General features: G+C 71.3%; 21 protein-coding genes and 1 pseudogene. 12 read left to right on the plus strand and 10 right to left on the minus strand.

All coding sequences use genetic code 11. The features are described 5' to 3' along the window. Positions 1-204 precede the first annotated feature (204 nt). Positions 205-468, minus strand: coding sequence for a WhiB family transcriptional regulator (locus OG552_RS13360; RefSeq protein ID WP_031519519.1), 264 nt, complete (start codon positions 466-468; stop codon positions 205-207). Positions 469-1149: 681 nt separating this feature from the next. Between OG552_RS13360 and OG552_RS13365 the strand changes: the two genes are divergently transcribed. From OG552_RS13365 to OG552_RS13375, 3 genes are read left to right on the plus strand one after another with little or no spacing between them, the layout of a single operon-like run. Further along, positions 1150-1677, plus strand: coding sequence for a cysteine dioxygenase (locus OG552_RS13365; protein ID WP_329132534.1), 528 nt, complete (start codon positions 1150-1152; stop codon positions 1675-1677). A gap of 39 nt (positions 1678-1716) precedes the next feature. Then, positions 1717-2673: a 2-phospho-L-lactate transferase gene (gene cofD, locus OG552_RS13370; protein WP_329132536.1), complete on the plus strand. Its 957-nt coding sequence runs from the start codon at positions 1717-1719 to the stop codon at positions 2671-2673. After that, positions 2670-3983, plus strand: coding sequence for a coenzyme F420-0:L-glutamate ligase (locus OG552_RS13375; protein WP_329132538.1), 1314 nt, complete (start codon positions 2670-2672; stop codon positions 3981-3983). The genes cofD and OG552_RS13375 overlap by 4 nt, the downstream gene beginning before the upstream one ends. Positions 3984-4024: 41 nt before the next feature. Here the strand turns inward: OG552_RS13375 and OG552_RS13380 are convergent, their stop codons facing one another. After that, positions 4025-4993, minus strand: coding sequence for a DNA-3-methyladenine glycosylase family protein (locus tag OG552_RS13380; RefSeq protein ID WP_329132540.1), 969 nt, complete (start codon positions 4991-4993; stop codon positions 4025-4027). Positions 4994-5013: 20 nt separating this feature from the next. Further along, positions 5014-6153: an NDP-sugar synthase gene (locus OG552_RS13385; RefSeq protein ID WP_329132542.1), complete on the minus strand. Its 1140-nt coding sequence runs from the start codon at positions 6151-6153 to the stop codon at positions 5014-5016. Between the two features lie 172 nt (positions 6154-6325). Between OG552_RS13385 and OG552_RS13390 the strand changes: the two genes are divergently transcribed. From OG552_RS13390 to OG552_RS13415, 6 genes and pseudogenes are all read left to right on the plus strand, one after another. Beyond that, positions 6326-7084 carry a TIGR03089 family protein gene (locus tag OG552_RS13390; protein ID WP_329132544.1) on the plus strand — a complete coding sequence of 253 codons (759 nt, stop codon included), beginning with the start codon at positions 6326-6328 and terminating at the stop codon, positions 7082-7084. 204 nt (positions 7085-7288) lie between these two features. Continuing rightward, positions 7289-9004 (plus strand): LCP family protein, encoded by a 1716-nt coding sequence (locus tag OG552_RS13395; protein WP_329132546.1) that lies wholly within the window; start codon positions 7289-7291, stop codon positions 9002-9004. A gap of 153 nt (positions 9005-9157) precedes the next feature. Next, entirely contained in the window at positions 9158-10915 is a 1758-nt protein-coding gene (locus OG552_RS13400; protein ID WP_329132548.1) for an LCP family protein, read from the plus strand. A gap of 45 nt (positions 10916-10960) precedes the next feature. After that, positions 10961-12388 (plus strand): LCP family protein, encoded by a 1428-nt coding sequence (locus tag OG552_RS13405; RefSeq protein ID WP_329132550.1) that lies wholly within the window; start codon positions 10961-10963, stop codon positions 12386-12388. A gap of 340 nt (positions 12389-12728) precedes the next feature. After that, positions 12729-13075, plus strand: a pseudogene (locus tag OG552_RS36425) (LCP family glycopolymer transferase); the annotation flags it as partial. After that, entirely contained in the window at positions 13049-13264 is a 216-nt protein-coding gene (locus OG552_RS13415) for a hypothetical protein (RefSeq protein WP_329141389.1), read from the plus strand. The pseudogene OG552_RS36425 and the gene OG552_RS13415, both read left to right, overlap by 27 nt. 71 nt (positions 13265-13335) lie before the next feature. On the opposite strand, the gene OG552_RS13420 is transcribed toward OG552_RS13415, so the two are convergent. After that, positions 13336-14394 (minus strand): glycosyltransferase family 2 protein, encoded by a 1059-nt coding sequence (locus OG552_RS13420; RefSeq protein ID WP_329132552.1) that lies wholly within the window; start codon positions 14392-14394, stop codon positions 13336-13338. 237 nt (positions 14395-14631) lie between these two features. On the opposite strand from OG552_RS13420, the gene OG552_RS13425 reads away from it, so the two are divergent. Continuing rightward, the gene (locus OG552_RS13425) at positions 14632-16014 is read left to right on the plus strand and encodes an LCP family protein (RefSeq protein ID WP_329132554.1); all 1383 of its coding nucleotides are present in this window, start codon (positions 14632-14634) and stop codon (positions 16012-16014) included. 111 nt (positions 16015-16125) lie between these two features. Here OG552_RS13425 and OG552_RS13430 read toward each other — a convergent pair whose 3' ends face one another. Beyond that, a complete protein-coding gene (locus OG552_RS13430) occupies positions 16126-16593 on the minus strand; it encodes an acyl-CoA thioesterase (RefSeq protein WP_329140794.1) in 468 nt (155 codons plus the stop codon). A gap of 270 nt (positions 16594-16863) precedes the next feature. On the opposite strand from OG552_RS13430, the gene OG552_RS13435 reads away from it, so the two are divergent. Continuing rightward, positions 16864-18060 (plus strand): LCP family protein, encoded by a 1197-nt coding sequence (locus OG552_RS13435; protein ID WP_329132557.1) that lies wholly within the window; start codon positions 16864-16866, stop codon positions 18058-18060. Between the two features lie 162 nt (positions 18061-18222). Here the strand turns inward: OG552_RS13435 and OG552_RS13440 are convergent, their stop codons facing one another. The 4 genes from OG552_RS13440 to OG552_RS13455 all read right to left on the minus strand — a co-directional run bounded on the left by OG552_RS13440 (position 18223) and on the right by OG552_RS13455 (position 22394). Continuing rightward, complete coding sequence (locus OG552_RS13440; protein ID WP_329132559.1) at positions 18223-18645, minus strand: hypothetical protein; 423 nt, start codon at positions 18643-18645, stop codon at positions 18223-18225. A gap of 338 nt (positions 18646-18983) precedes the next feature. After that, positions 18984-19667: an LAETG motif-containing sortase-dependent surface protein gene (locus tag OG552_RS13445; RefSeq protein ID WP_329132561.1), complete on the minus strand. Its 684-nt coding sequence runs from the start codon at positions 19665-19667 to the stop codon at positions 18984-18986. 231 nt (positions 19668-19898) lie between these two features. Continuing rightward, entirely contained in the window at positions 19899-21059 is a 1161-nt protein-coding gene (locus OG552_RS13450; RefSeq protein WP_329132563.1) for an acyl-CoA dehydrogenase family protein, read from the minus strand. 84 nt (positions 21060-21143) lie between these two features. After that, a complete protein-coding gene (locus OG552_RS13455; RefSeq protein WP_329132565.1) occupies positions 21144-22394 on the minus strand; it encodes an LCP family protein in 1251 nt (416 codons plus the stop codon). A 92-nt stretch (positions 22395-22486) separates the two neighbouring features. On the opposite strand from OG552_RS13455, the gene OG552_RS13460 reads away from it, so the two are divergent. Then, a complete protein-coding gene (locus OG552_RS13460; protein WP_329132567.1) occupies positions 22487-23827 on the plus strand; it encodes a UDP-glucose dehydrogenase family protein in 1341 nt (446 codons plus the stop codon). Between the two features lie 54 nt (positions 23828-23881). Here OG552_RS13460 and OG552_RS13465 read toward each other — a convergent pair whose 3' ends face one another. Continuing rightward, the gene (locus tag OG552_RS13465) at positions 23882-24424 is read right to left on the minus strand and encodes a GtrA family protein (RefSeq protein ID WP_329132570.1); all 543 of its coding nucleotides are present in this window, start codon (positions 24422-24424) and stop codon (positions 23882-23884) included. Between the last annotated feature and the right edge of the window lie 42 nt (positions 24425-24466).

The following is a 24466-nucleotide window of genomic DNA, read 5'->3' on the forward strand; positions in this document are numbered from 1 at the left end:
TTCTGGCCCCGGTTCGCTGGACTGCGGTGGACGGTAACGCCCGCGCTGTGGCGGGCCCTCGTCATGGACGGCCCCCCACACTAACGGCTCACGCCGCGGGCGCTGTCCGGAAGCGGGCCGGTGTGAGAACAACGGCAGCCCGTCCGCCGCGCCGGTGGGCGCGGCAGACGGGCTGTACGCGGGTTTCCGGGGGGCCGGCCGCGGTCAGACGACGCCCTTCTTCAGCCGGCGCCGTTCGCGCTCGGACAGGCCGCCCCAGATGCCGAACCGCTCGTCGTTGGCGAGGGCGTACTCCAGGCAGTCGGAGCGGACCTCACAGGCGAGGCAGACCTTCTTCGCCTCACGCGTGGATCCGCCCTTCTCGGGGAAGAACGACTCGGGGTCGGTCTGCGCACACAGCGCGCGCTCCTGCCAGCCGAGTTCCTCGTCGGCCTCTTCGGCCAGCAGCAACTGGAACTGCTCGGTCATGCGCGCCCCTCGTCTGTCGTGCTTCCCCGTGACTGCCTGCCGTCACCATGTCCGGCTGAAACGACACGAGTGAAATTACAAGTGTGCCGATCCGGGCCAGTCAAGCCGAGATCTGCTATTGGGCCCGTTATTCACTCCGCTGAACCAAGGCGTAACGGAAAGTGTTGATATCCGCCAGAAAATACCCATCGTCAACCATCGTCCCGCCGACTTACCGCTCACCTACCGTCAGACGCTGCGGCGACGCGCCGCGTTCCGCCCGATCGGATGAAGCGTTGTGGATCACATTTCGATCACAGAAGCACAACGTCACATCGGGCGGTGTGTCTTCCCCGTCGAATCGGACCGCATCGGATCTGCATCGGATCTGCACGGATGCCGCACCATCTATCCGCACCTTCCGGTGCACAAACCTTTCAGCACCGTGCGTTACCGGATCGGGTGAACATGATGGACAAATCGGACAATGGAGTTGACAGCCGCCCGCGCGGAGCGGTCTCCTTAACGCCATGTCCGACGAGCACTACGCGCCCTTCCGGACTCGCTGCGGCGAGTCCCGCTGCGTCGCGCTCGCGCAGAGCTGTTGTTGTTCCTGTCGCTGCCGCTGAATCTCCTGCCCGGGACCGTACGAGGACCCGGCACCGCCCCCTTTCACGCGCATCGCAGAGGAACACAACCCCCATGTACTCCGACGTCTCCATCGCCGGTGACCCACTCGCTCTGCCCCACCTGCTCCCCCCGGTGCCGCAACACCCCAGCACCGTCGCGGAGTTCGCCGGACTCGCCCGCTCCGTGGCCGCCGACCGCGGTCGCTGGACGCCTCTGGTGCGCTACGACGCCACCACCCGCTGGTACGCGCGCCTGCAGACCGGCCCCGGCTACGAGGTGTGGCTGCTGAGCTGGCTCCCCGGCCAGAGCAGCGGGCTGCACGACCACGGCCCCTCCTCCGGCGTGCTCACCGTCCTGGAGGGCACCTTGCGCGAGCGCGCCCGGGGCACCGAGGGCGATGCCCGCCGGGTGCTCACCGCGGGGCACCAGCGGGTGTTCGCCCCCGGATATGTGCACGAGGTGGTCAACGACTCCCTGGAGCCGGCGGTCAGCGTGCACGTGTACTTCCCCGGGCTGACCGCGATGACGCCCCACGGGCGCGCGGACGGCAGGCAGTCCGCCGCCGCGCGGCCGGCCCCTTCGGCCGCTGCCGGTATGTGACTTATCGGCCCGGGTGGGCGGGCTGACAGACTGGGGACCATGCGAATCGTGGTTCTGGCCGGAGGTATCGGAGGGGCGCGCTTCCTGCGCGGCCTCAAGGCAGCGGCGCCGGAGGCGGACATCACCGTCGTCGGCAACACCGGAGACGACATCCATCTGTTCGGGCTGAAGGTCTGTCCCGACCTCGACACCGTCATGTACACCCTGGGCGGCGGCATTCACGAGGAACAGGGCTGGGGCCGGGCCGACGAGACCTTCGCGGTCAAGGAGGAACTGGCCGCGTACGGAGTCGGGCCCGAGTGGTTCGGCCTGGGCGACCGGGACTTCGCCACCCACATCGTCCGGACCCAGATGATCGCCGCGGGCTACCCGTTGAGCGCCGTCACCGAGGCGCTGTGCGCCCGCTGGCAGCCGGGGGTGCGGCTGATCCCGATGTCGGACGACCGGGTGGAGACACACGTCCTGGTCGACGTGGACGGGGAGCGCAAGGCCGTCCACTTCCAGGAGTACTGGGTCCGGCTGCGGGCATCGGTGCAGGCGCACGCCGTGGTACCGGTCGGCGCCGACGCCGCCAAGCCGGCGCCCGGGGTGCTGGAGGCGATCGCCGCGGCCGATGTGATCGTCTTCCCGCCGTCCAACCCGGTGGTCAGCATCGGCACGATCCTCGCGGTGCCCGGCATCAGGGAGGCCATCGCCGAAGCCGGGGTCCCCGTCGTGGGGTTGTCGCCGATCGTCGGGGACGCACCCGTGCGCGGGATGGCCGACAAGGTGCTGGCCGCGGTGGGCGTGGAGTCGACGGCCGCCGCGGTCGCCGCCCACTACGGCAGCGGGCTGCTCGACGGCTGGCTGGTCGACACGGTGGACGCAGGCGCCGTCGCGGAGGTCGAATCGGCCGGCATCCGCTGCCGGGCGGTGCCGCTGCTGATGGAGAGCGTGGACACCACCGCGCAGATGGCCCGGGAGGCGCTGGCGCTGGCCGAGGAGGTACGGGCATGAGCGCGCCCGCGCGGTACGAGGTGTTCGGGGTGCCCGGGATCGGGGAGGTCCAGCCCGGCGCGGACATCGCCAAGCTGATCGCCGCGACCGGTGTGGAACTCGCCGACGGCGATGTGCTGCTGGTCACCTCGAAGATCGTCAGCAAGGCCGAGGGCCGGGTGGTACGGGCCGACGACCGGGAGGCGGCGATCGACGCGGAGGCGGTACGGCTGGTCGCGCGGCGCGGGCCGACCCGGATCGTGGAGACCCGGCACGGGTTCGTGATGGCGGCGGCGGGCGTGGACGCGTCCAACACCCCGGCGGGCACGGTGCTGTTGCTGCCCGAGGACCCGGACGGCTCGGCCCGGCGGATCCGCGAGGGGCTGCTGGACACCCTGGGGGTACGGACCGGGGTCGTCGTCACCGACACCTTCGGCCGTCCCTGGCGGGAAGGGCTCACCGACGTGGCCATCGGCGCCTCCGGGGTGCGGGTGCTCGGCGATCTGCGGGGCCGGCGGGACTCGCATGGCAACGAGCTGAGCATGACGGTGACCGCGACCGCGGACGAACTGGCCGCCGCCGGCGACCTGGTGAAGGGCAAGGCGTCGGGGGTACCGGTCGCGGTGGTGCGCGGCCTTGGCTCGGTGGTGGACCCCGAGCCCGGCGACGAGGACACCGGAGCCCGGCCGCTGGTACGGGTCGCGGTGAACGACATGTTCCGGCTCGGGACGTCCGAGGCGGTGCGCGAGGCGGTCTCACTGCGGCGCACTGTGCGCGAGTTCACCGACGAACCGGTGGATCCGGCAGCGGTACGGCGGGCGGTGGCACTCGCCGTGACGGCGCCCGCGCCGCACCACACCACGCCGTGGCGGTTCGTGCTGCTGGAGTCGGCGCAGGTGCGGACACGGCTGCTGGACGCGATGCGGGACGCCTGGGCGGCGGACCTGCGGCGCGACGGTTTCTCCGAGGCGAGCGTCGAGAAGCGGCTGCGCCGCGGGGACGTGCTGCGCGCAGCGCCGTATCTGGTGGTGCCGTGCCTGGTCACCGAGGGGTCGCACGCCTACCCGGACGAGCGCAGGGCCGCGGCAGAGCGGGAGATGTTCGTGGTGGCGGCGGGCGCCGGAGTGCAGAACTTCCTGGTCGCGCTGGCCGGTGAGCAGTTGGGGTCGGCGTGGGTGTCGTCCACGATGTTCTGCCGGGATGTGGTCCGGGAGGTCCTGGCGTTGCCGGCGCACTGGGATCCGATGGGCGCGGTGGCGGTGGGCAGGCCCGCGGCCCCCGCGCCGGCCCGGGCACCCCGGTCGGGCGAGGACTTCCTGGTCGTACGGTGACGGCCCCGCCCTATAGGCACGCCGGCGGGCGCTGCGCTGGTTCAGGAGTGGCGCGTCGGCGGGTTGGGGGCCAGCCGGGGGCCGTGGCGGGGCGGGGCAGGGGTGGTCAGGAGGATCAGCCGGGCGGCGCGGTGGCGCTGGCCCGCGTAAGGGGCGAGGAGGCGGAGCATCGCCTCGTCCGAGGAGCGGCGGGTGCCCTCCAGGGCGTGCCCGATGTGATGCGGAAGGTGCAGGTCGCCGACGGTGAGGGCATCGGGGTCGCCGTGGCTGCGCTGGAGGGTCTCGGCGGCGGTCCAGGGGCCGATGCCGGGCAGGCTCTGGAGCCGGGTGGAGGCGTCCTGCGGGGAGAGGGCGGCGAGCGCGTCCAGCCGGGAGCCGACGCGGACCGCACGCAGGACGGTGGAGGCCCGCTTGTTGTCGACGCCGGCGCAGTGCCAGTCCCAGGAGGGGATGAGGGCCCAGCCGCGGGCGTCGGGCATGACGCGCATCCGGTCGGCCGGCGCCGGCCCGGGCGCGGGTTCACCGTGCTGGAAGAGCAGCAGCTTCCAGGCGCGATACGCCTCCGACGTGGTGACCTTCTGTTCGAGGACGGTCGGGATCAGCGCTTCCAGCACCAGCCCGGTACGGGTCAGGCGCAGCCCCGGGTGGCGCCTGTGGGCGTGATGGACGACACGGTGCCGCGGTTCGAAGGCCGCAGGGTCGTCATGGGCGCCGAGCAGCCCGGGCAGGGCGTCGAGCAGCCACTCCGCGCCGGGCCCCCACGCCTGGCCCTCCAGCGCGGCCGGGCTGCCGGTGATGCGCAGGGTGCCCGGGCCGGCAGGCGTACGGCTGGCCCGCCACACCGCGCCGTCCGGAGTGATCCGGAAGGTGGGGTCGCCGCCGCCCCGGCGCAGCGGCATGACGGTGAGCCGCACGTCGAGCGGCCCCGCGGGTGTCCACGTCCGTGTCCTGGGTGCCGGGACGGCACCGCCGCCCCTGGGGGCGGGCAGGCGGGTACGGGGCGGAAGCATCCGCCGAGCGTACCCGGCCGCTACTGGTCGGAGGAGAAGCGGATCGCCCCCGCGCCGATACGGGCCCCGCACCACACCCGGGCGCCGGGGGCCAGCTCGTTGTCGGGGCCGAGGACCGCGCCGTCGCCGAGCACGACACCGTCGAGCACGGTCCTGGCACCGACCTCGGCACCCACCCCGATCAGTGAGTTCTTCACCACGGCGCCGGCCTCGACCCGGGCGCCGGCCAGCACCGTACTGCCGTCGACGCGCGCCCCGGAGCCGATGACCGCGCCCGCCGCCACGCAGGTGCCGCCGGAGAGCTTGGCGTCGTCGGCGACCTGTGCGCCGGTCAGTACCAGGCGCTCGCCGTGGCGGCCGGGGACCGCGGGTGAGGGGGCGCGGCCGAGGACGAGGTCGGCCGAGCCGCGGACGAAGGCGTGCGGGGTGCCGAGGTCGAGCCAGTAGGTGGAGTCGACCATGCCCTGGAGGTGGGCGCCGGCGGCGAGGAGTCCTGGGAAGGTCTCGCGTTCGACGGAGACCGGGCGGCCGGCCGGGATGGCGTCGATGACCGACCGGTTGAAGACGTACGCGCCGGCGTTGATCTGGTCGGTGACGATCTCCTCGGGCGTCTGCGGCTTCTCCAGGAAGGCGGTGACGCGGCCGTCGGGGTCGGTGGGGACCAGGCCGAAGGCGCGCGGGTCCGGCACCTTGGTCAGGTGCAGCGAGACATCCGCGCCGGTCCGGCGGTGGGTGGCGACCAGGGCCGGGATGTCGAGGCCGGTGAGGATGTCGCCGTTGAAGATGAGCACCGGGTCGCCGGGCCCTGCGTGCAGGCGGTGGACGACGTTGCGCAGCGCGCCGCCGGTGCCGAGGGGGTCGGACTCGGTGACGTACTCCAGGCTCAGGCCGAGGGCGGAACCGTCGCCGAAGTACGGTTCGAAGACCTCGGCGAGGTAGGAGGTGGCGAGCACCACGTGCTCGACGCCGGCGGCTCGGGCCCTGGCCAACTGGTGGGTCAGGAAAGGCACTCCGGCCGCAGGGATCATCGGCTTGGGGGTGTTGACCGTGAGCGGTCGCAACCGGGTCCCCTTGCCGCCGACCAGGAGGATCGCCTCGGTCGCGCGGGAGTTGTCCGCGGCTGTCCGGGCGTCCGTGGCGTCCGCGATGTCCGTGGCCATGGCTACGGACGCCAGAGGGCTCCGTGCAGGCGTGGGTGCAGGCATGAGGAAGATAGTGACACAAGCCGCAAACCCGATAAACCAGGAAGCTGACGGCCGGTCGGCTGCGAGGAGCAATGCTACCCGTACGGCTCAGCGAGGTGGCCGGAACAGGCCGGGTAGCCTGACCGGCGTGACACCCAGCCTGCGTACTCCCGCCGCTCTGCTCTCCGACGCCCTGCGTTCCGACGCCGGCCGCCCCTTGGTCACCTTCTACGACGACGCCACCGGCGAACGCGTCGAGTTGTCGGTCGCCACCTTCGCCAACTGGGTCGCCAAGACGGCGAATCTGCTCCAGGACGAACTCGGCGCCCAGCCGGGCGACCGGCTCGCGCTGCTGCTGCCCGCGCACTGGCAGACCGCCGTGTGGATGCTCGCCGCCTTCTCCACCGGTGTGGTGGTGGCGCCCGGCGGCGACCCGGGCGGCGCCGACCTGGTGGTGAGCGGGCCGGACACGCTGGACGCGGCCCGTGCCTGCAAGGGCGAGCGCGTCGCTCTCGCGTTGCGTCCGCTGGGCGGGCGTTTCCCGCAGCCGCCGGCCGGATTCGCCGACTACGCGGTGGAGGTGCCGACCCAGGGCGACCGTTTCGCGCCGTACGCCCCGGTCGGTCCGGACGCGCCCGCGCTGGAACTGCCGGGCGGCGGCGCCGTACTGACGGCCGGCGAGGTGGTGGACCGGGCGCTCGGCTCGGCCGCGGCGCTGGGGCTGGAGCGCGGCTCCCGGCTGCTGTCCGCGCTGCCCTACGACACGTGGGACGGGCTGGCCGCCGGGCTGCTGGCGCCGCTGGCCGCGGACGCGTCGGTCGTGCTCTGCCGCAATTCCGGGGCGCTGTCGGCCGAGCAGCTGGAGCGGCGCAAGGACGCGGAGCGGGTCACGCACACCGCGGTGTGACGCCGGGCGGGGCAGGACCCCGGCCGGATGCCCGGCGGACGCCCGGGATTCCTTGCGAATCCGCGGGGAATTCGACACCTCGGGCAACCAACAGCGCTATTCGGCTGTCTGAACGAGTGCCGGTGGGGCATTCGGGTCCGAACCCCCGGAGACAACCGGCAACCGGCCACCGCCGGGCGAACTACCGAGGGACGGGCACAAGACGTGACCACGCCAGACGAGCCCCCGCAGGAGAAGCCGGACGCGACCCCGGCTTCCGAGGGCTCCCCCGCGAACGAAACCGAAGGCGGGTCCACCACCGACAGCCCGCCCGAGGCGGACGACGCACACATAACGCGGAAGGCGCCGCCCGCGGCGCCGGAACCCGCCGGAGGTGCCACGCCGGCCGGCAACGCGGAGAAGCCGGCCGCCGCCGGCACGACGGCGGATAGGCCGGAGGGCAACGCCGGACCGAATACCCCGGCCGGACCCGACACTGCGGCCACGCCGGACGGCGGCGCCGGCACTGCGGCTCCCAAGCCGGAGGCCGGACCCGAGCCCGCGACCGACGGCGACGCGAATGCCCCGGTCGGGCCCGGCGCTGAGGCGCCGGCCGCTTCTGACGGGGCGTCAGCCCGGAAAGCCGGGCCGGAGGGTGTCCCCGCGGAGGCGGGTCCCGGTGCTGGTGCGGCGACGCCGCTCATCCCGCACCCGCGGCACCGCCGGCGGCACTGGCTTCGGATTCTGGCCGCCTGCACCGCCTTCCTCGTGCTCGCCCTCGGCGCCGGCGGCTGGTACGTCTACCGCCAGCTCAACGGCAACATCACCACGGACACCACGACCGAGACCGAGCTGAAGGCCCACGACAAGGAGCGCCCCGCCGAGGGCCCGACCAAGGCCGAGAACATCCTGCTCATCGGCTCGGACAACCGCGGCAACGGCAACGAGCAGTACGGCCACGACACCGGCACCCAGCGCTCGGACACCACGATCCTGCTGCACCTGGCCGCCGACCGCAGCAGCGCCACCGCGGTGAGCATCCCCCGCGACCTGATGGCGCACGTGCCCGACTGCACCAAGCCCGACGGCGGCACCGCGCCGGCCCGCTTCGAGCAGTTCAACTGGGCGTTCCAGTTCGGCGGCGCCGCCTGCACCATCCGGACCGTCGAGGACATGACCGGGATCCGGATCGACCACCACCTCATCGTGGACTTCACCGGCTTCAAGAAGATGGTCGACGCGGTGAACGGCGTCGAGGTGTGCGTGCCCGAGCCGGTGCACGACGTGAACGCGCAACTCGACCTGCCCGCCGGCCGGCAGAAGCTCAACGGATCGCAGGCGCTGGGATACGTACGGGCCCGCGAGAGCATCGGCGACGGCAGCGACACCCAGCGGATGGAGCGGCAGCAGGACTTCCTCGCCTCGCTGGTGAGCAAGGTGCGCAGCAACGGCGTGCTGCTCAACCCGGTCAAGCTCTACCCGCTGCTCTCCGCGGCCACCTCCTCGCTGACCGCCGACCCGGGGCTCGACTCGCTCAGCGAGCTGTACGACCTCGCGCACAGCATCCAGCAGACGCCGACCGGGGCGATACGTTTCCTCACCCTGCCCCGCGAGCCGTACGTCGCCGACCACAACCGCGACCAGCTGATGCAGCCCGCCGCCGACCAGCTCTTCACCGCGATCCGCGACGACGTGGCGGTCAACGTGACCGGGGAGACGCCGGACGGCTCCTCCACCGCCTCGCCGACAGCCAACGCGACCGGGACGCCGACAGGCACATCGACCGGCACCCCGACGGGAACGCCGACCCGGACGCCGACAGGCACATCGACCGGCACCCCGACGGCCACCCCGACCGACACCGCCTCCGGCACCCCGAGCGCCGTCCCGACGTACCGGGGCACCACCGCCGACCGTGACCTGTGCAGCAAAGACCAGTGAAAGGCCGCTGAAAGCCCACTTCAAGGCGTCGCCGGGATCGTCAGGTTTGTCCGGTTGTAGGGATGCGGAATTTGTCACGACCGCATATCGGCGCTGAACTTGGCGGCTAGTGTGAGCGCTCCGGCCGATCCCGGATGGAGGACCCGAGGGACCGTGGACACGCAAGGCCGTAGAAACATCGACCCGGCGGACCAGTGGGTGCTGGACCCGGAAACGGGCACGTACCAACTGCGGTTGGACCCCGACGAGGCGCCGTCACCGAGCGTGCCCGCGCAGGGCAGCCACCGCGATTCCGCCGAGCGTCCGGCCGCACCGTCCCGCACCGCGTCCTCCTCCACCGGTACCGCCGCGGGCGCCGCCGGTGCCTCCACCCCCGTGACCGGAGGCCGCCGGGCCGCCAGGACCGGCGCCGCCCCGGCGACCGCCCTGACCGGGCCGCGCAGCCGCCGCAAGGGCAAGCCGGACCGGACCCGGCAGTCCCGTAAGAAGAAGGTGCTCGCCTGGACCGGCGGCGCGCTCGGCTTCGTGGTGATCGCCGCCTCGGTCGGCGGCTACCTGGTCTATCAGCACATCAACAACAACATCACCACGGTTGACGTCGGTGACGCGGGCAGCAAGTCCGTCACCCACGAAGGCCCGATGAACGTCCTGGTGATCGGCACCGACAGCCGGCAGGGCCTGGGTTCGCAGTACGGCGACACCGGCAGTGTCGGGCACGCCGACACCACGATCCTCTTCCATGTGTCGGCCGACCGGAGCAACGCCACCGCGCTGAGCATCCCGCGCGACATCGTGACCAGCATCCCGGACTGCCCGACCAAGCAGAAGGACGGCTCCACCAAGGTCATCCCGGGCACGCCGAGGCAGGTGAGCACGCCGCGGTTCAACGAGAGCCTGGGCCAGGACGGCCGTGACCCCGGCTGCACGATGCGGCTGGTCTCGGAGATGACGGGACTGCGGATCGACCACTTCATGATGGTCAACTTCGAGGCGGTCAAGACGCTTTCGACGGCCGTCGGCGGCGTGAACATCTGCCTGGCCCGCCCGCTGGTGGACCCCAAGTCGCACCTCAACCTGAGCGCGGGCCCGCACAAGATCGAGGGCGAGCAGGCACTGGAGTTCGTCCGCACCCGGCACGCGCTGCAGAATCAGAGCGACCTGGACCGGATCAAGCTCCAGCAGAACTTCCTGAGCGCGATGATCCGTCAGATCAAGTCCAGCGGCACCCTGACCAACCCGGGGAAGCTCTTCACACTGGCGAACGCCGCCACCAAGGCGCTCACCGTGGACAGCGCGATCGGCAGTGTCAGCAAGCTCAGCGGCCTGGCCAAGGACCTCAGCAAGGTCGACACCAAGCACATCACCTTCACCACGATGCCGGTGATGGACAACCCGGACGAGAAGATCCGCGCGACCGTCGTCGTCGACCAGGCCAAGGCGACTCCGCTGCTGACCCTGGTCAAGAACGACACCTCGCTGACCCAGGCGAAGAAGAAGCCGGCCACCCCCGACCCGAGACTGGTCGGCCCGAAGGCGACCCCGCACGACACCCGGGTCAACGTGCTCAACGGCAGCGGCATCATCGGCGCCGCCCAGGACACCGTGAACTGGCTGCAGAACGAGCAGCAGGTCAACCGCTCGGACAACGGGGGCAACGCACCCGCGCCGGTGGCCAGGACGACTCTGGAGTACGCGCCGAACCAGGCCGACCAGGCCCGCTCGCTGGCCGCGATAATGGGCCTGCCCGCCTCCGCTCTCCACCAGGGCACGGTGGACGCGGAGCCGCTGGCGTACATGAAGCTCACCCTGGGCGCCGACTTCACCAAGCCGGGCGTCCCGATCGGGCCGCCGACGGCGGTGCCCGGCGGGGTGCAGCAGACCCAGGCGGACAGTACCAAGTGTGTCGGATGACCCCGGGCCGGGGCGCCGGCGACCGTACGGAGGACCGGAGCGACGGTGGACGCACAAGGGCCTGACTATGTGGACCCGGCGGACCAGTGGGTGCTGAATCCGGCGACGGGCATGTACGAGTTGCGGCTGGAACCGCCTGCCGCGCCGCCGCCCGCACCCGAGGCACCGGCGCCCGCGCCGCCCCCTCCCCCGTCCCGGCCGGCGCAGCCGCCACAGGGCGGCAGGCGGGCCGCCGCGCCGGCCGGCGGGCGCAGCAGCAGGCGCAAGCCGAAGAAGTCCGGCAACCGCAAGGCGGTGCTCTGGGCGGCCGGTGTGGCCGGCGTCGCCGTGGTCGCGGGCGGCGCCGGGATCCTCGCCTCCGGGCACTCGGCCTCCGGCAACGGCATCAGCACAGTGGCCGTCGGGGATGCCGGAGCCGCCACCCTGTCGGCCACCGGCCCGATGAACCTGCTGCTCATCGGCACCGACAAGGGCGCCGCCACCACCACGGTCCTGCTGCATGTGGCAGCCGACCGCAGCAACGCGACCGCTGTGGGCATCCCGGCCGACCTCGTGACGAGCATCCCTGACTGCCCCGCGGTGCGGGGCGGCGACGGCGAGTCCGTGCCGGGCTCGCCCCAGAAGGCCGCCTCCCCGAAGGTCGCCGAGAGCCTCGGCTCCGACGGCCGTGACCCGGGCTGCACGATGCGCCTGGTCAGGCAGCTCACCGGCATCCCCGTCGACCACTTCATGATGCTCGGCTCGGCGAAGGTGCAGGCGCTGTCGGCGGCGGCCGGCGGTGACGACGTCTGCTTCGCGAAGCTGCCGGGCGACGACGGGCAGCTGCGCTCGCTGGTCACCGGCAAGGCGCTCACCGTCGACACCCCGCTCGGCACGCCGGCCGCGCTCGACGCGCTGGCCAAGGACCTCGCCCGGGTCGACGCCAAGCACCTCACCTTCACCACCCTGCCGGTGAAGGAGAATCCGGCCGACCCCACGCACGGCACCGTCGTGGTCGACCAGACCGGGGCGGCGCAGCTCGACGCCATGATCAAGAACGACGTCCCGGTCACCGCGGGACCGCCCAAGCCCGATCCCAGACTCGTCGGGTCCAAGGCCACTCCGCACAACACCCGGGTCACCGTCCTCAACGGCAGCGGTGTCTTCGGCGCTTCCCAGGACGTCCTCGCCTGGCTGCAGAACGAGAAGGGCGTCAACCGGTCGGCGAACGGCGGGGACGCGCCCGCCAAACTCGCGAAGACCACCCTGGAGTACGCCCCCAACCAGGCCGACCAGGCCCGCTCGCTGGCCGCCATGATGAGCCTGCCCGCCTCCGCGCTGCACCAGGGCACCAAGGACGTCGCGCCGCTCACGTACATGACGCTCACCCTGGGCGCGGACTACACGGCACCGGGGACGCCGATCGGGCCGCCGACCACCCCGCCGAAGGGGCTGCGGGTGGTGACGGCGGACAGCACGGTCTGCGCGGGGTGAGCGGCGCGGTGCCGTGGTCCGCGTTCCGTCATGGGCCCGCTCGTGGGCCGGGCGTCGTCCGGTCGTAGGCCGATCGTGGTCCGGCCTGCCACCGGAGACGTAAGGGTTCCCCGTGGCCTGCGAAGTCCGGGCCGCCGGGTGCAACTCCGTGCGCTTCAGGACCGTCTGACAGGGGGACAGCGCAACAGCGCCCGGGGGGGGCACGTACGCACGACGGCACGGTCGGGGGAAACGACCTGGACCGGGATCAGGACTCCCGTCCTGACGGCTCCGGTTCGTCCGCACCGCAGGCCGGCGCGGCGGCCCCCGGCGGCGCCGGAAGAGCCGCAGGCGCAAGGTCCTGACGTGGGTGTCGGTCGTCGCCGCGGTGGGCGTTCTCGGTTCAGCGGGCGCCGCCTACGGCTACTACGAGTACCTGTCCGGCAAGATCCGCAAAGGCGAGCGCGCCAGCGGTGCGACCAACGTGGCCAGGACGAAGGCGAACGCGGCAGGCCGGACCGCGATGAACATCCTGATCCTCGGCTCCGACACCCGCTCCGCCCCGGAGGACGCCAAGCTCGGCGGCGCGGCGGAGCCGGCTGCACGCTCGCCACCGTCCAGAACCTCACCGGCCTCTGCATCGACCACTGGCTGACCATCGACTTCGCGGGTGTGGTGGCGATGGCCGACGTGGTCGGCGGCACCGACGACGACCGCGCCGCAGGGGCCACCCGCCGCGGCGGCCTGACGGTCGGCGCGGACTGGAAGAGCGGTACCGACTACAGCGCGACGCTGCCGAAGGCCGGCTCCGTGCCCAAGACCGCGCAGGCCCTCAACGGCGCCGACGCCGCCGCCTGCATGCCGATCTACTGGCCGTACGTCTACCACGGCGGCTGATCCCGGGCCGGGTCACGGAACAGGGCCCGCCGGACGGTGTCCGGCGGGCCCTGCGGCTGGTGTCCTTACGGTCATACGTCCGCCGGCTGGCCGGCCGGGGCGGTGACCGCCGGGCGGCGGCTGGCGATGACCTTGCGGGCCAGCGAGCGGGGGCTGGTCAGGAAGCCGTAGCCCCAGCACATGTGCATGGTGGCCAGCGCCAGCGGGATACGGAGCCGGGCGCCGAACGGCAGGCCGCGGCCGGCCGGGAGGGAGCCGGCCGTGATCCCGACGACGTACGCGGCCGGGACGAGCAGCGCCCACGGGGTCAGGGCGGCGCCGACGACGATGCCGGCCACATTCGCCAGCAGGGCCGCGGGGGCGGCGAGATAGCGCAGGTTGACCGAGCCGCGGTGGTAGCGGGTGACGACGCGGCGCCAGCGGCCGTAGTCCTTGTACTGCTTGGCGAGCGCGCGCACGTTCGGCCGCGGCCGGTAGGAGACCTTCAGCTCGGGCGAGAACCAGATGAGATGACCGGCCTCACGGATGCGGTAGTTCAGCTCCCAGTCCTGGGCGCGGATGAACTCCACGTTGTAGCCGTCCTGCTGCTCCAGCACCTCGCGGCGGAAGACACCGAGGTAGACGGTGTCGGCGGGGGCCGCCACGCCGCCGGTGTGGAAGGCCGCGTTGCCGACGCCGATCCTGGCGGTCATCGCGGCCGCGACCGCGTGCTCCCAGTTGTTCTCACCCTCGGCGTGCATGATGCCACCGACGTTGGCCGCGCCGGTCTCCGCCAGCAGGCGGACCGCGGTGGCGATGTAGTCGGCGGAGAGCATGCCGTGCCCGTCGACCCGGACCACGACGGGGTGGCGGGACGCCTTGATGGCGGCGTTGAGCGCGGCGGGGGTGCGGCCGGTGGGGTTGGGCACGGTGTGGACCCGGGGGTCCTCCGCGACCAGTTCGGCGGCGATCGCGTCGGTGCGGTCCTTGGACGGCCCGAGCGCGATGACGACTTCCAGCTCACCGGGATAGTCCTGGCCGAGGATGTGCCGGACGGCGTTGCGCAGATGGCGCTCCTCGTCGAGCACCGGCATGATCACGGAGACGGCCGGGAGCGCGGAGTGCGTGGTGGGGTCAGTGGCGGCGTTCATCGGGGCAAACGTTACCGCTAACGGGGGACCCCAGCGCGTGGGGTCAAGACCGACAGTCCTATTTGTTCCTAGCCTGAACGGGTCTGTCCCCGCTGGCTGGAGGTCTCCCCCTTGCCGCCCACCCGCCGCCGCCCGCCGCCCCCCGCCAACCGCCTGCCGGCCGGCCGGCGCCCGCCACCGCGTACCCGCACCCGCCCGAGGCCGCCGGTCCGCTGGAGCACGCGGATCGCCGGCGGCATGGCCCTGATGGTGATCACCGTCAGCGGGATCGGCCACGCGGTCGTCACCGGCGTCAACGGCGCGATCGGCCGGGTGGACGCCTTCGGCGGGATGCAGGGCCGCCCGGACGGCACCAAGGGCACCAATTTCCTGCTCGTGGGCACCGACGGCCGCGACGGCCTGGACCCGGCAGAGAAGCAGCTCTACCACCTCGGCGGGGCGCCCTGCCACTGCACGGACACCATCATGCTGGTCCACCTCTCGGCGGACCGGCAGCGCGCCAGCATCGTCAGCATCCCGCGCGACACCTATGTACGGCTGCCCAACACCCCGGGACACAGCGGCGCGGGCGCCGTGCCCGCCGCGGCCCGGCCCACGCCGGCCCGGCCGCCGCTCACCACCCATCCCGCCAAGATCAACGAAGCGTTCGCGGACGGCGGTGCGAAGCTCACCGTGCACACCGTCGAGCAGATGACCGGCGTGCACATCGACCACTACCTGGAGGTGGACTTCACCAGCTTCATGAAGACGGTGGACGTCATCGGCGGTGTCCCGGTGTGCACCACCGTCCCGCTGAAGGACTCCTACAGCGGTCTCGACCTCCCGGTCGGCACGACCACGCTGGACGGCGGCCAGGCGCTGCAGTACGTACGCTCCCGGCACACCGACGGCTCGGCGGACCTGGGGCGGATGCAGCGGCAGCAGAAGTTCCTGGCCCAGATCATCCACAAGATCACCAGCGAGAAGACGCTGAGCAACCCGGTGGCGCTGACCCGGATCGCCCGTACCGTGCTCGGCTCCGTCCGTGCCGACCAGGGACTCGGAACGACCGATCTGATCGCGCTCGCCAAGGGGATGAAGGGCCTGTCGGCAAGCTCCTCCGAGTTCACGTCGGTGCCGCTGAGCAACCTCGACTACAAGGTCCCGGGGATCGGCTCGACCGTGAAGTGGGACAGCACGAAGGCGGGCAAGCTCTGGGCGGCGATCCGGGCCGACCAGCCGCTCGCCCCACCGCACCCGAAGTCCCCGCACGGAGGCGTCAAGGTCGATGTCGACCCGGCGCAGGTCCGCGTGAAGGTCGCCAACGGCACGGACACCAACGGGCTGGCCGCCACCGTGCAGAAGGCGCTCAAGGCCACCGGCTTCGTCACCCCGGGCCTGCCGACCACGGCCGCGCAGAAGGCGGACCGGACCGTGATCCGCTACGACCCCCGGTGGGACCACTCGGCGAAGTCGCTCGCGGCGGCGCTGCCGGGGGCGCGGCTGATGCCGGTGACCGGTCTCGGCCCGGTGCTGCGGGTCACACTGGGCGCCGACTTCACCAAGGTCACGCCGGTGTCGGTGGCGAAGAACAGCGTGGGCGAGAACGCGGTCACCGGCGACGAGGTGGTGTGCGCCTAGGGATGTGCCCACGCGCCCTGGGAGACCAGGTGCCTTAAGGGCCCGAGCGTCTTAAGAGGCCAAGCGTCCTAGGAGGCCAGGTGCCCTAAGAGGCCGGGCGTCCTGTCGCCGCTATTCCTCCAGTCCCTCCGCCGTGCGCTCCCGGCGCAGCTCCACGATCGCGCGGCGGCGGGCCAGGCGGTGGGTGCGGCGGATCTGGGCCTCCTGGCGACGCCTGCGGTCGCGTTCGGTCTCCGGGATCACCTGTGGCACCGGACGCGGTTTGCCCTCCGCGTCCACGGCCACGAAGACCAGATACGCGCTGGCGACCTGCTTGGCGGGGCCCGATTCGTTCCAGCGCTCGGCGACCACCCGGACGCCGACCTCCATGGAGGTCTTGCCGGTCCAGTTGATCTGGGCCTTCACATGGAGGAGGTCGCCGACCCTGACCGGTTCGAGGAAGGCCATCTCGTCCATCGCGCCGGTCACCGCCGGGCCCCCGGAGTGCCGTCCTGCCACGGCGCCGGCCGCGTCGTCCACCAGCTTCATCACCACCCCGCCGTGCACGGTGCCCAGCAGGTTGGTGTCGTGCGCGCTCATGATGTGGGAGAGCGTGATGCGGGACGCGGAGGTCGGCTTCCCGGGGATCACCGGGACGGCGGGAGGAGGCAGCGGCTCCGGGGTGTACGCCTCTGGCCTGCGGTTTCCCGCTCCCGGCCCGGACGGTTCGCGTCCGGCGGATGACTCGATCATGACGCCCACTTTATGTCCGTTACGGAACCGCTGCGGCCGGTGGCCGAATGCATCGGGTCTGCTACAGAACCGCCTCGGATTGCGGGACGCCGGACCGGGGCGGGCACACTTGCGGGCATGAACGGTTGGAGCGATGACACCGAGCGGCGCCGGCTCTCCGAGCCCCCGCTGCCCCCAGAACTGTCGCCGCGCCGGGCCGCTGCCACCGGTGGTGTCCCGCCGCAGGCCACCCGCCGCCCGCAGCCGGGCGGCGGCCCCGGCGGTCCGTACGGCCCGCCGCCCGCCGGGGGCCCCGGCGGCGGGGGTCCGCGCACACCGCGCTGGAGCACCCGCAGGAAGGTCGGGTACACCGTGCTCGGCCTGGTCGTGGTGCTGCTCGTGGTGTCCGTGTCCACCTACTTCTGGGCGGACTCCAAGGTGCGCCGCGAGGTGGACCTCAGCAAGGTCGAGGACCGGCCGCCGGCGGGCAAGGGCACCAACTACCTGATCGTCGGTTCCGACAGCCGTGAGGGCCTCACCAAGGAGCAGGAGAAGCAGCTGCACACCGGTGCGGACAGCGGCCAGCGCACCGACTCCATGATGATCCTGCACACCGGTGACAACGGCACCACGATGATGAGCCTGCCGCGTGACTCGTACGTCACCATCCCGGCCTTCACCGGGCAGCAGACGCACAAGCGGTACGCCGCCTCCACGCACAAGCTCAACCGCGCGTACTCCGACGGCGGCCCCGAGCTGCTCACCCGGACCATCGAGTACAACACCGGCATCCACATCGACCACTACGCGGAGATCGGCTTCTCTGGCTTCGTGAACCTGGTCGACGCGCTCGGCGGTGTGAACATGTGCCTGGACAAGGCGGTGCACGACAAGGCGTCCGGTGCCGACTTCAAGGCCGGCTGCCAGAAGCTGGACGGCAAGCAGTCCCTCGCCTTCGTGCGGCAGCGCCACCAGGAGGCCGACCAGGACCTCGGCCGGATGCGGAACCAGCAGAAGTTCCTGTCCACCCTGGCCCACCAGGCCGCGTCGCCGAGCACCATCCTCAACCCGTTCAAGCTCTACCCGGTGATCGGCTCCGGCCTGGACACGCTGATCGTGGACAAGAAGATGAGCCTGCCCGACCTGGCCTCGATGTTCTGGGCCATGAAGGGCGTCACCGGCGGCAGCGGTAACTCGATCACGGTGCCGATCGCCAACTCCAACTACATGACCCCGAACGACGGCGACGCCGTCAAGTGGGACATGACCAAGGCCAAGACGCTCTTCGACGAGCTGAAGAACGACCAGAAGGTGACGGTGGGCACCAGCAAGTAGCCCCCGTCCCCGGCTCCCCCCGCCCTCCCCGCTCCTCCCCGTTCATGGGAACGGCCCCGGCCCCGCGAGATCGTCGCGGGGCCGGGGCCGTTCTCGCGTTCCCCGGGTGTGCGGAGCGGGCGACCGCCCCTGGCCGGCCCGCACGGGCCGGCGGACGGGCTGTCAGGCAGCGATCTGCTGACCGGTGACGGCCGGGACCCACTGGTCGAGTTCGGAGCGCCAGTAGCGGCCCACGTTCAGCCGGGTGGGCTTGGCCTCGCCGGGCAGCTGGAAGCGGATCGAGCTCCACAGCGGCTTGCGGCGGATGTCGCTGACCAGACCGGCGGCCTCCTGGCGCGGTATCGCCGCCACCAGCTCCTTGGGGCGCGCGGTCATCCGGCCGGCCTTGTGGAAGACCACGGCCTGCTCGGTGACCGTCACGAAGTAGTACTTCACGAAGGCCTGGGCGAGCAGCCCCAGGTTGTCCATCAGCCACGGGCTCGGCCCGGTGACCGTGTGGAAGGTGACGATGGGCTTGTCGGCCGGGTTGATCTGCGCGATGGCCTGTGCGACCTGTTCCTGCATCGTCGATTTGCGAATAGCCATGAGGTGCCCCCAATTTCACGTTCTGCCTGCTGAAACGCCACGCCGCGACCGGGGATCCGGTGACGGCGGCGTCGCAGCGTATCGCCTCCCGGCTGTCAGGTACGCGTCCTGTGCGAATTCGTGACGACCGTGACGCATCAGTGACGAATCACCGCCGCGACCGGGCCCGCCGAGGACGCCAGGTGACGGTCCGTCACCCCCCCCTTGCGCACAACGGCCGTACGACGCTGGATGCGCCGTACGGCCGTTGCTCACCGCTGATTACCGCTGTTGTTCCGTGCTGTCGTTCCGTGCTGTCGTGCGGTGCGCCGTGCCCGGGGACCGGGCGCCGGCGAACGTCAGTGCGCGGCCGGCTTGCGGCGGCGCAGCGCGAACACCGAGCCACCGCCGACGACGACCAGCGCCGCGGCGATGCCCGCGATGATCGGGGTGCTGCTGCTGCCACCGGTCTCGGCCAGGTTCTGGCTGCCACCGGCGGCCGGGGACGGCGCGTTGGTGTCGGCGACGACCGGAGCGACGGTGGTCGCGGTCGCCGTCGGAGTCGCGGACTCGGACGGCGCGGTGGTGGGCGTGTCGGTGGTCGGGGTGTCCGTCGGGGACGTGGGCGGCGGGCTGGAGGGCGGAGCGGGCGTCTCGCACGCGTCGGCGCCGACCGGCAGCTTGACGTCGAGGTCCTTGTCCAGGATGGGACGGCTGCCCTGACCGACCGTCACGTGGACGGTGTAGGTCGCGTTGGGCACCCACTGCACGGGGACCACGAAGGTGTTACTGCGGTCGGTGAAGGTGCCGGTACCCACCTGGGTGGAACCGTTGTTCACCGTGACGACCACCGGACGCGAGGCGTCGGTGTCGACGACCGTGACGGTGCTCTTGCCGGTCGCGGTGTCGCACGCGAGGGTCGGAGTGAAGTCACCGATGTTGCAAGCGAACGCGTTGCCTGCGACGCCCAGCGCGAGAGCGGCTGCGGCGGAGGCGACACCAATGGAACGCACCGCTATCGCGGTGCGGCGGTTAATGGACACGTCTTCCCTTCACGGGACTCGGATCACAAGCAGAGAAAAGGGCCACCCAGCAGACGTGTAAGGCCCCCCGTCCCGCTGTTGGCCCTCACAGCTCTACAAGCCGCCTCGACCGCTTGTCAATTGATCGCAAACCGACCGCTAAACCACCCCAACTACCCAAAGGGCACCCCGTAGGGCGCCCTGGGAACTGCGGTTATTACAGAGTTGAGACGGGAGTTGAGACGGGAGAGGTTACGCCGGGAGGTTGCGTGCCATGACGATCCGCTGCACCTGGTTGGTGCCTTCATAGATCTGGGTGATCTTGGCGTCGCGCATCATCCGTTCCACCGGATAGTCGCGGGTGTAGCCGTATCCGCCGAGCAGCTGGACGGCGTCGGTGGTGATCTCCATGGCCGCGTCGGAGGCGAAGCACTTGGCGGCGGCACCGAAGAACGTCAGGTCGGCGTCGGTCCGCTCGGACTTGGCGGCGGCGGCGTAGGTCAGCTGCCGGGCGGCCTCCAGCTTCATGGCCATGTCGGCGAGCATGAACTGGATGCCCTGGAACTCCGCGATCGCCTTGCCGAACTGCTTGCGCTCCTTGACGTACCCCTTGGCGTAGTCCAGGGCGCCCTGGGCGATGCCGAGGGCCTGGGCGGCGATGGTGATCCGGGTGTGGTCGAGGGTCTTCATCGCGGTGGCGAAGCCGGTGCCCTCGGCGCCGATGATCCGGCTCGCGGGGATACGGACGTTGTCGAAGTAGACCTCACGGGTCGGGGAGCCCTTGATGCCGAGCTTCTTCTCCGGGGCGCCGAAGGAGACCCCCTCGTCGCCCTTCTCCACCACGAAGGCGGAGATGCCCCTGGAGCGCTTCTCCGGATCGGTGACGGCCATCACCGTGTAGAACTCGGAGACACCGGCGTTGGTGATCCACCGCTTGACGCCGTTGAGCACATAGGAGTCGCCGTCGCGGACCGCGCGGGTCTTCATCCCGGCCGCGTCGGAGCCGGCGTCCGGCTCGGACAGGCAGTAGGAGAACATGCCCTCGCCGCGGGCCAGCGCGCCCAGGTAGCGGGTCTTGAGCTCCTCGGAACCCGCCAGCTGCACCGGCAGCGAACCGAGCTTGTTGACCGCGGGGATGAGCGAGGAGGAGGCGCACACCCGGGCGATCTCCTCGATCACGATCACCGTGGAGAGCGCGTCAGCACCGGATCCGTCGTACGCCTCGGGCACGTGGATCGCGTGCAGGTCACTGGTCTCCAGGGCGTCACGCGCCTCCTGGGGGAAACGGGCCTGCTCGTCCACCTCCGCGGCATAGGGCGCGATCTTCGCCTCGGCCAGCGAACGCACGGCGTCCCGGAGCGCGTCGTGCTCCTCCGAGAGGCGGAAAAGGTCGAAGTCGGAGGATCCGGCCACTGTTGTCTCACTCCCCAAGGGCTAACTACCGTTAAGTAACCCTACGATCCTAGGGTCAGCGCGGCCCGTACAGCCCCGTGACGTTCACGACACCTTGTCGCCGAGAGTGTCCAGCGAATGCGTCGCCACGAAGTCGGTCATCGTGTCGTTGCGCATCGCCTCCCACAGGTCCGCGGAGCCGTTCTGGTCCAGCAGCACCACCGACTGCTTCTGGATCGTGTCGAAGCCGGCCACCGGCGCGTTCATGAAGGCCATGTCCGACGAACGGACGTCCCGCATGCTCCACACCAGGCCGCGCAGGTCGCCGTTGGAGAGCTGGTCGTCCACGCTCACCACGGACGTCACCTGGTCCAGCGTCTTCTTGAGCTTGAGCGGATTGCTGAAGGTGCCGCCCGACAGCATCTTGGAGAGCACCGCCCGCAGGAAGTTCTGCTGCCGGTGGGTACGGTCCAGGTCGCCGTTGGGCAGGCCGTAGCGCTCGCGGACGTAGTCCAGCGCCTCGCTGCCGTCCATGTGGTGGGTGCCGGCCGACCAGACCGCGCCGGGGCCCCCGCCGTTGAGCCGGGAGACCGTCTTGTCGACGGTGATGTCCACTCCCCCGACCGCGTCGGTGAGCTGCTTGAAGCCGCTCCAGTCGATGACCGCCAGGTGGTCGATCTTCACCTTGGTGAGCCGCTGCACGGTGTCGATGAGCAGCGGCGGGCCGCCCCAGGAGAACGCGGCGTTCAGCTTGGCCTTGCCGTGGCCGGGGATGGCGACCCAGGAGTCGCGGGGCAGCGAGACGATGTAGGCGTGCTTGTGGTCGGCGGGCAGGTGGACCAGCATCATCGTGTCGCTGCGCTGGGCGCCGGGCTTCCACTCCGGCGCCTTGGCGTCCTTGCCGGTGGTCGGCAGGTCGGACCTGGCGTCCACGCCGACCAGCAGGAAGGTCTCGCTGCCGTCCTTGGAGGGCGGCGGCAGGGCCGCCTTGGGCACATTGGTGGGGAAGGCGTTGGGGATGCGGACGACGCGGCCGGTGTAGTGCTGGTAGGCCCAGTAGGCGGTGCCGGCGGAGAGCAGGATGCCGGTGCACAGAAGGATGAGGGCGCCGTAGAGGACCCGGCGGGTGCGGCGGCGGCGCCGGAGGCGGCGGGCGGGGTCGTCGTCGGGGGCGGCAGGGGAGTCTGGGGCACCTTCGGTGGCGTCACCGGTACCTTCGCCGTCCTCCGCCGTACGGTCCCCCGGGTCCTCCGCCGTGCCCCGCTTCGTACCGGCGTCCGCTCCGGCTTCCGTGCTGATGTCCGTACCGGCTTCCGTACCGGCGTCGTCTCTGCCGTCGTCACTACTCTCGGCCACAGCCCACCCCCTAGATCTATGCACGCATTGTGGACCGGGCGGCCACCTGGCATACCTGATTTGGTTCACCCGGTGCCGACTATGCTTCGCGCATGCCTCTGAAGCTCACCGTCATCGGCACCGGCTACCTCGGCGCCACTCACGCAGCCGCCATGGCGGAACTGGGATTCGAGGTGCTCGGGCTCGACATCGATCCGCGCAAGATCGAGATGCTCGCGCGCGGCAAGGTGCCGATGTACGAGCCGGGCCTGGAAGAACTGCTCGCCCAGCACGTGGCCGGGATGGACGGCTCCAGCGGGCGGCTGCGCTTCACCACCTCCTGGGAGGAGGTGGCGGACTTCGGCGACGTGCACTTCGTCTGCGTGAACACCCCGCAGAAGCACAACGAGTACGCCTGCGACATGAGTTACGTGGAGAGCGCCTTCTCCCTGCTCGCCCCGCATCTGCGCCGCCCGGCGCTGGTGGTCGGCAAGTCCACGGTGCCGGTCGGCAGCGCCGAGCGGCTGGCGCAGACGCTGCGCACGCTCGCCCCGGCCGGCGCGGACGCGGAGCTGGCCTGGAACCCGGAGTTCCTGCGCGAGGGCTTCGCCGTCCAGGACACCCTGCATCCCGACCGGATCGTGGTGGGCGTGACCAGCGAGCGTGCCGAGACGGTGCTGCGTGAGGTGTACGCGGGTCCGATCGGAGAGGGCACGCCGTTCGTGGTGGCCGACTTCCCGACCGCCGAGCTGGTGAAGACGGCCGCGAACGCCTTCCTCGCCACCAAGATCTCCTTCATCAACGCGATGGCCGAGGTCAGCGAGGCGGCGGGCGGCGATGTCGTCAAGCTCGCCGAGGCGATCGGGCACGACGACCGGATCGGCCACAAATTCCTGCGGGCCGGCATCGGCTTCGGCGGCGGCTGCCTGCCCAAGGACATCAGGGCCTTCATGGCCCGGGCCGGCGAGCTGGGCGCCGACCAGGCGCTGACCTTCCTGCGCGAGGTCGACTCGATCAACATGCGGCGCCGCACCCACATGGTGGAGCTGGCCCGTGAGGCGGTCGGCGGCGGCTTCCTGGGCCGCCGGATCGCGGTCCTGGGCGCGACCTTCAAGCCGGACTCGGACGACGTACGCGACTCCCCCGCGCTGAATGTGGCGGGCCAGATCCACCTCCAGGGCGGCCAGGTCACCGTCTACGACCCCAAGGGCATGGAGAACGCCAAGCGGCTCTTCCCGACCCTGGGCTACGCCCCTACGGCGCTGGAGGCGGTACGCGGCGCCGAGGTGGTCCTGCACCTCACCGAGTGGCGCGAGTTCCGCGAGCTGGACCCGGCCGCGCTCGCCGAGGTGGCCGGGCGGCGGCACATCCTGGACGGGCGGAACGCGCTGGACCCGGTGCTGTGGCGCAAGGCGGGGTGGACGTACCGGGCGATGGGGCGGCCTTCGGCCTGAGAACGGAAGGCGGCCGGACTCAACTCAGCCTGAGGCTCCTGAGGCCGAGGAGGCTCAGCTCGCCTTTTTCGCGCGCTGCCGGTCGGGCTCGGCCGTCAGCCCCGGGGCCGGGCGGCGGTCCGCCACGGTGAGGAAGGACTCGGCCTGCTCCACGGCCTCCCGGGCCGGAATCGTGCGGAAGACCCAGGTGCGGTAGGACCAGAAGCGGAAGAGGGTCGCGACCCCGATGCCGGCGAACTTGAAGATGTTGCTCTGCAGCTGGCTGTCCCAGCCGAAGCCGTACGTCGCCAGGTAGAGCACACCGTTCTCAATGACCAGACCAACAGCGCTGAAGAGCAGGAACAGGCTGAGTTCCCTGGTCCGGCCGGCCTTGTCCCGGTCCCGGTAGGTGAAGTACCGGAATCCGATGTAGTTGAAGACGATGGCGACGATCGTGGCGATGATGCTGGCCCGTACGGTCTGCAGCTGAGTGCTGTGCCGCAGCAGGTTGAACACGCCGATATTGACCAGCACACCCACGAGGCCGACCGCCCCGAACTTCATGATCTCGCGGTAAGCCCGACGCAGCCGGGAACGCAGCGTGCGCAGTCCGCTCATATGTGGCTCGGCCCTGTCTGTTGGGGGTCGGGGGCCCGGTGG

Origin of the sequence: Streptomyces sp. NBC_01476 (assembly GCF_036227265.1) — a bacterium.
In the GTDB taxonomy this organism is placed as follows: Bacteria; Actinomycetota; Actinomycetes; order Streptomycetales; family Streptomycetaceae; genus Actinacidiphila.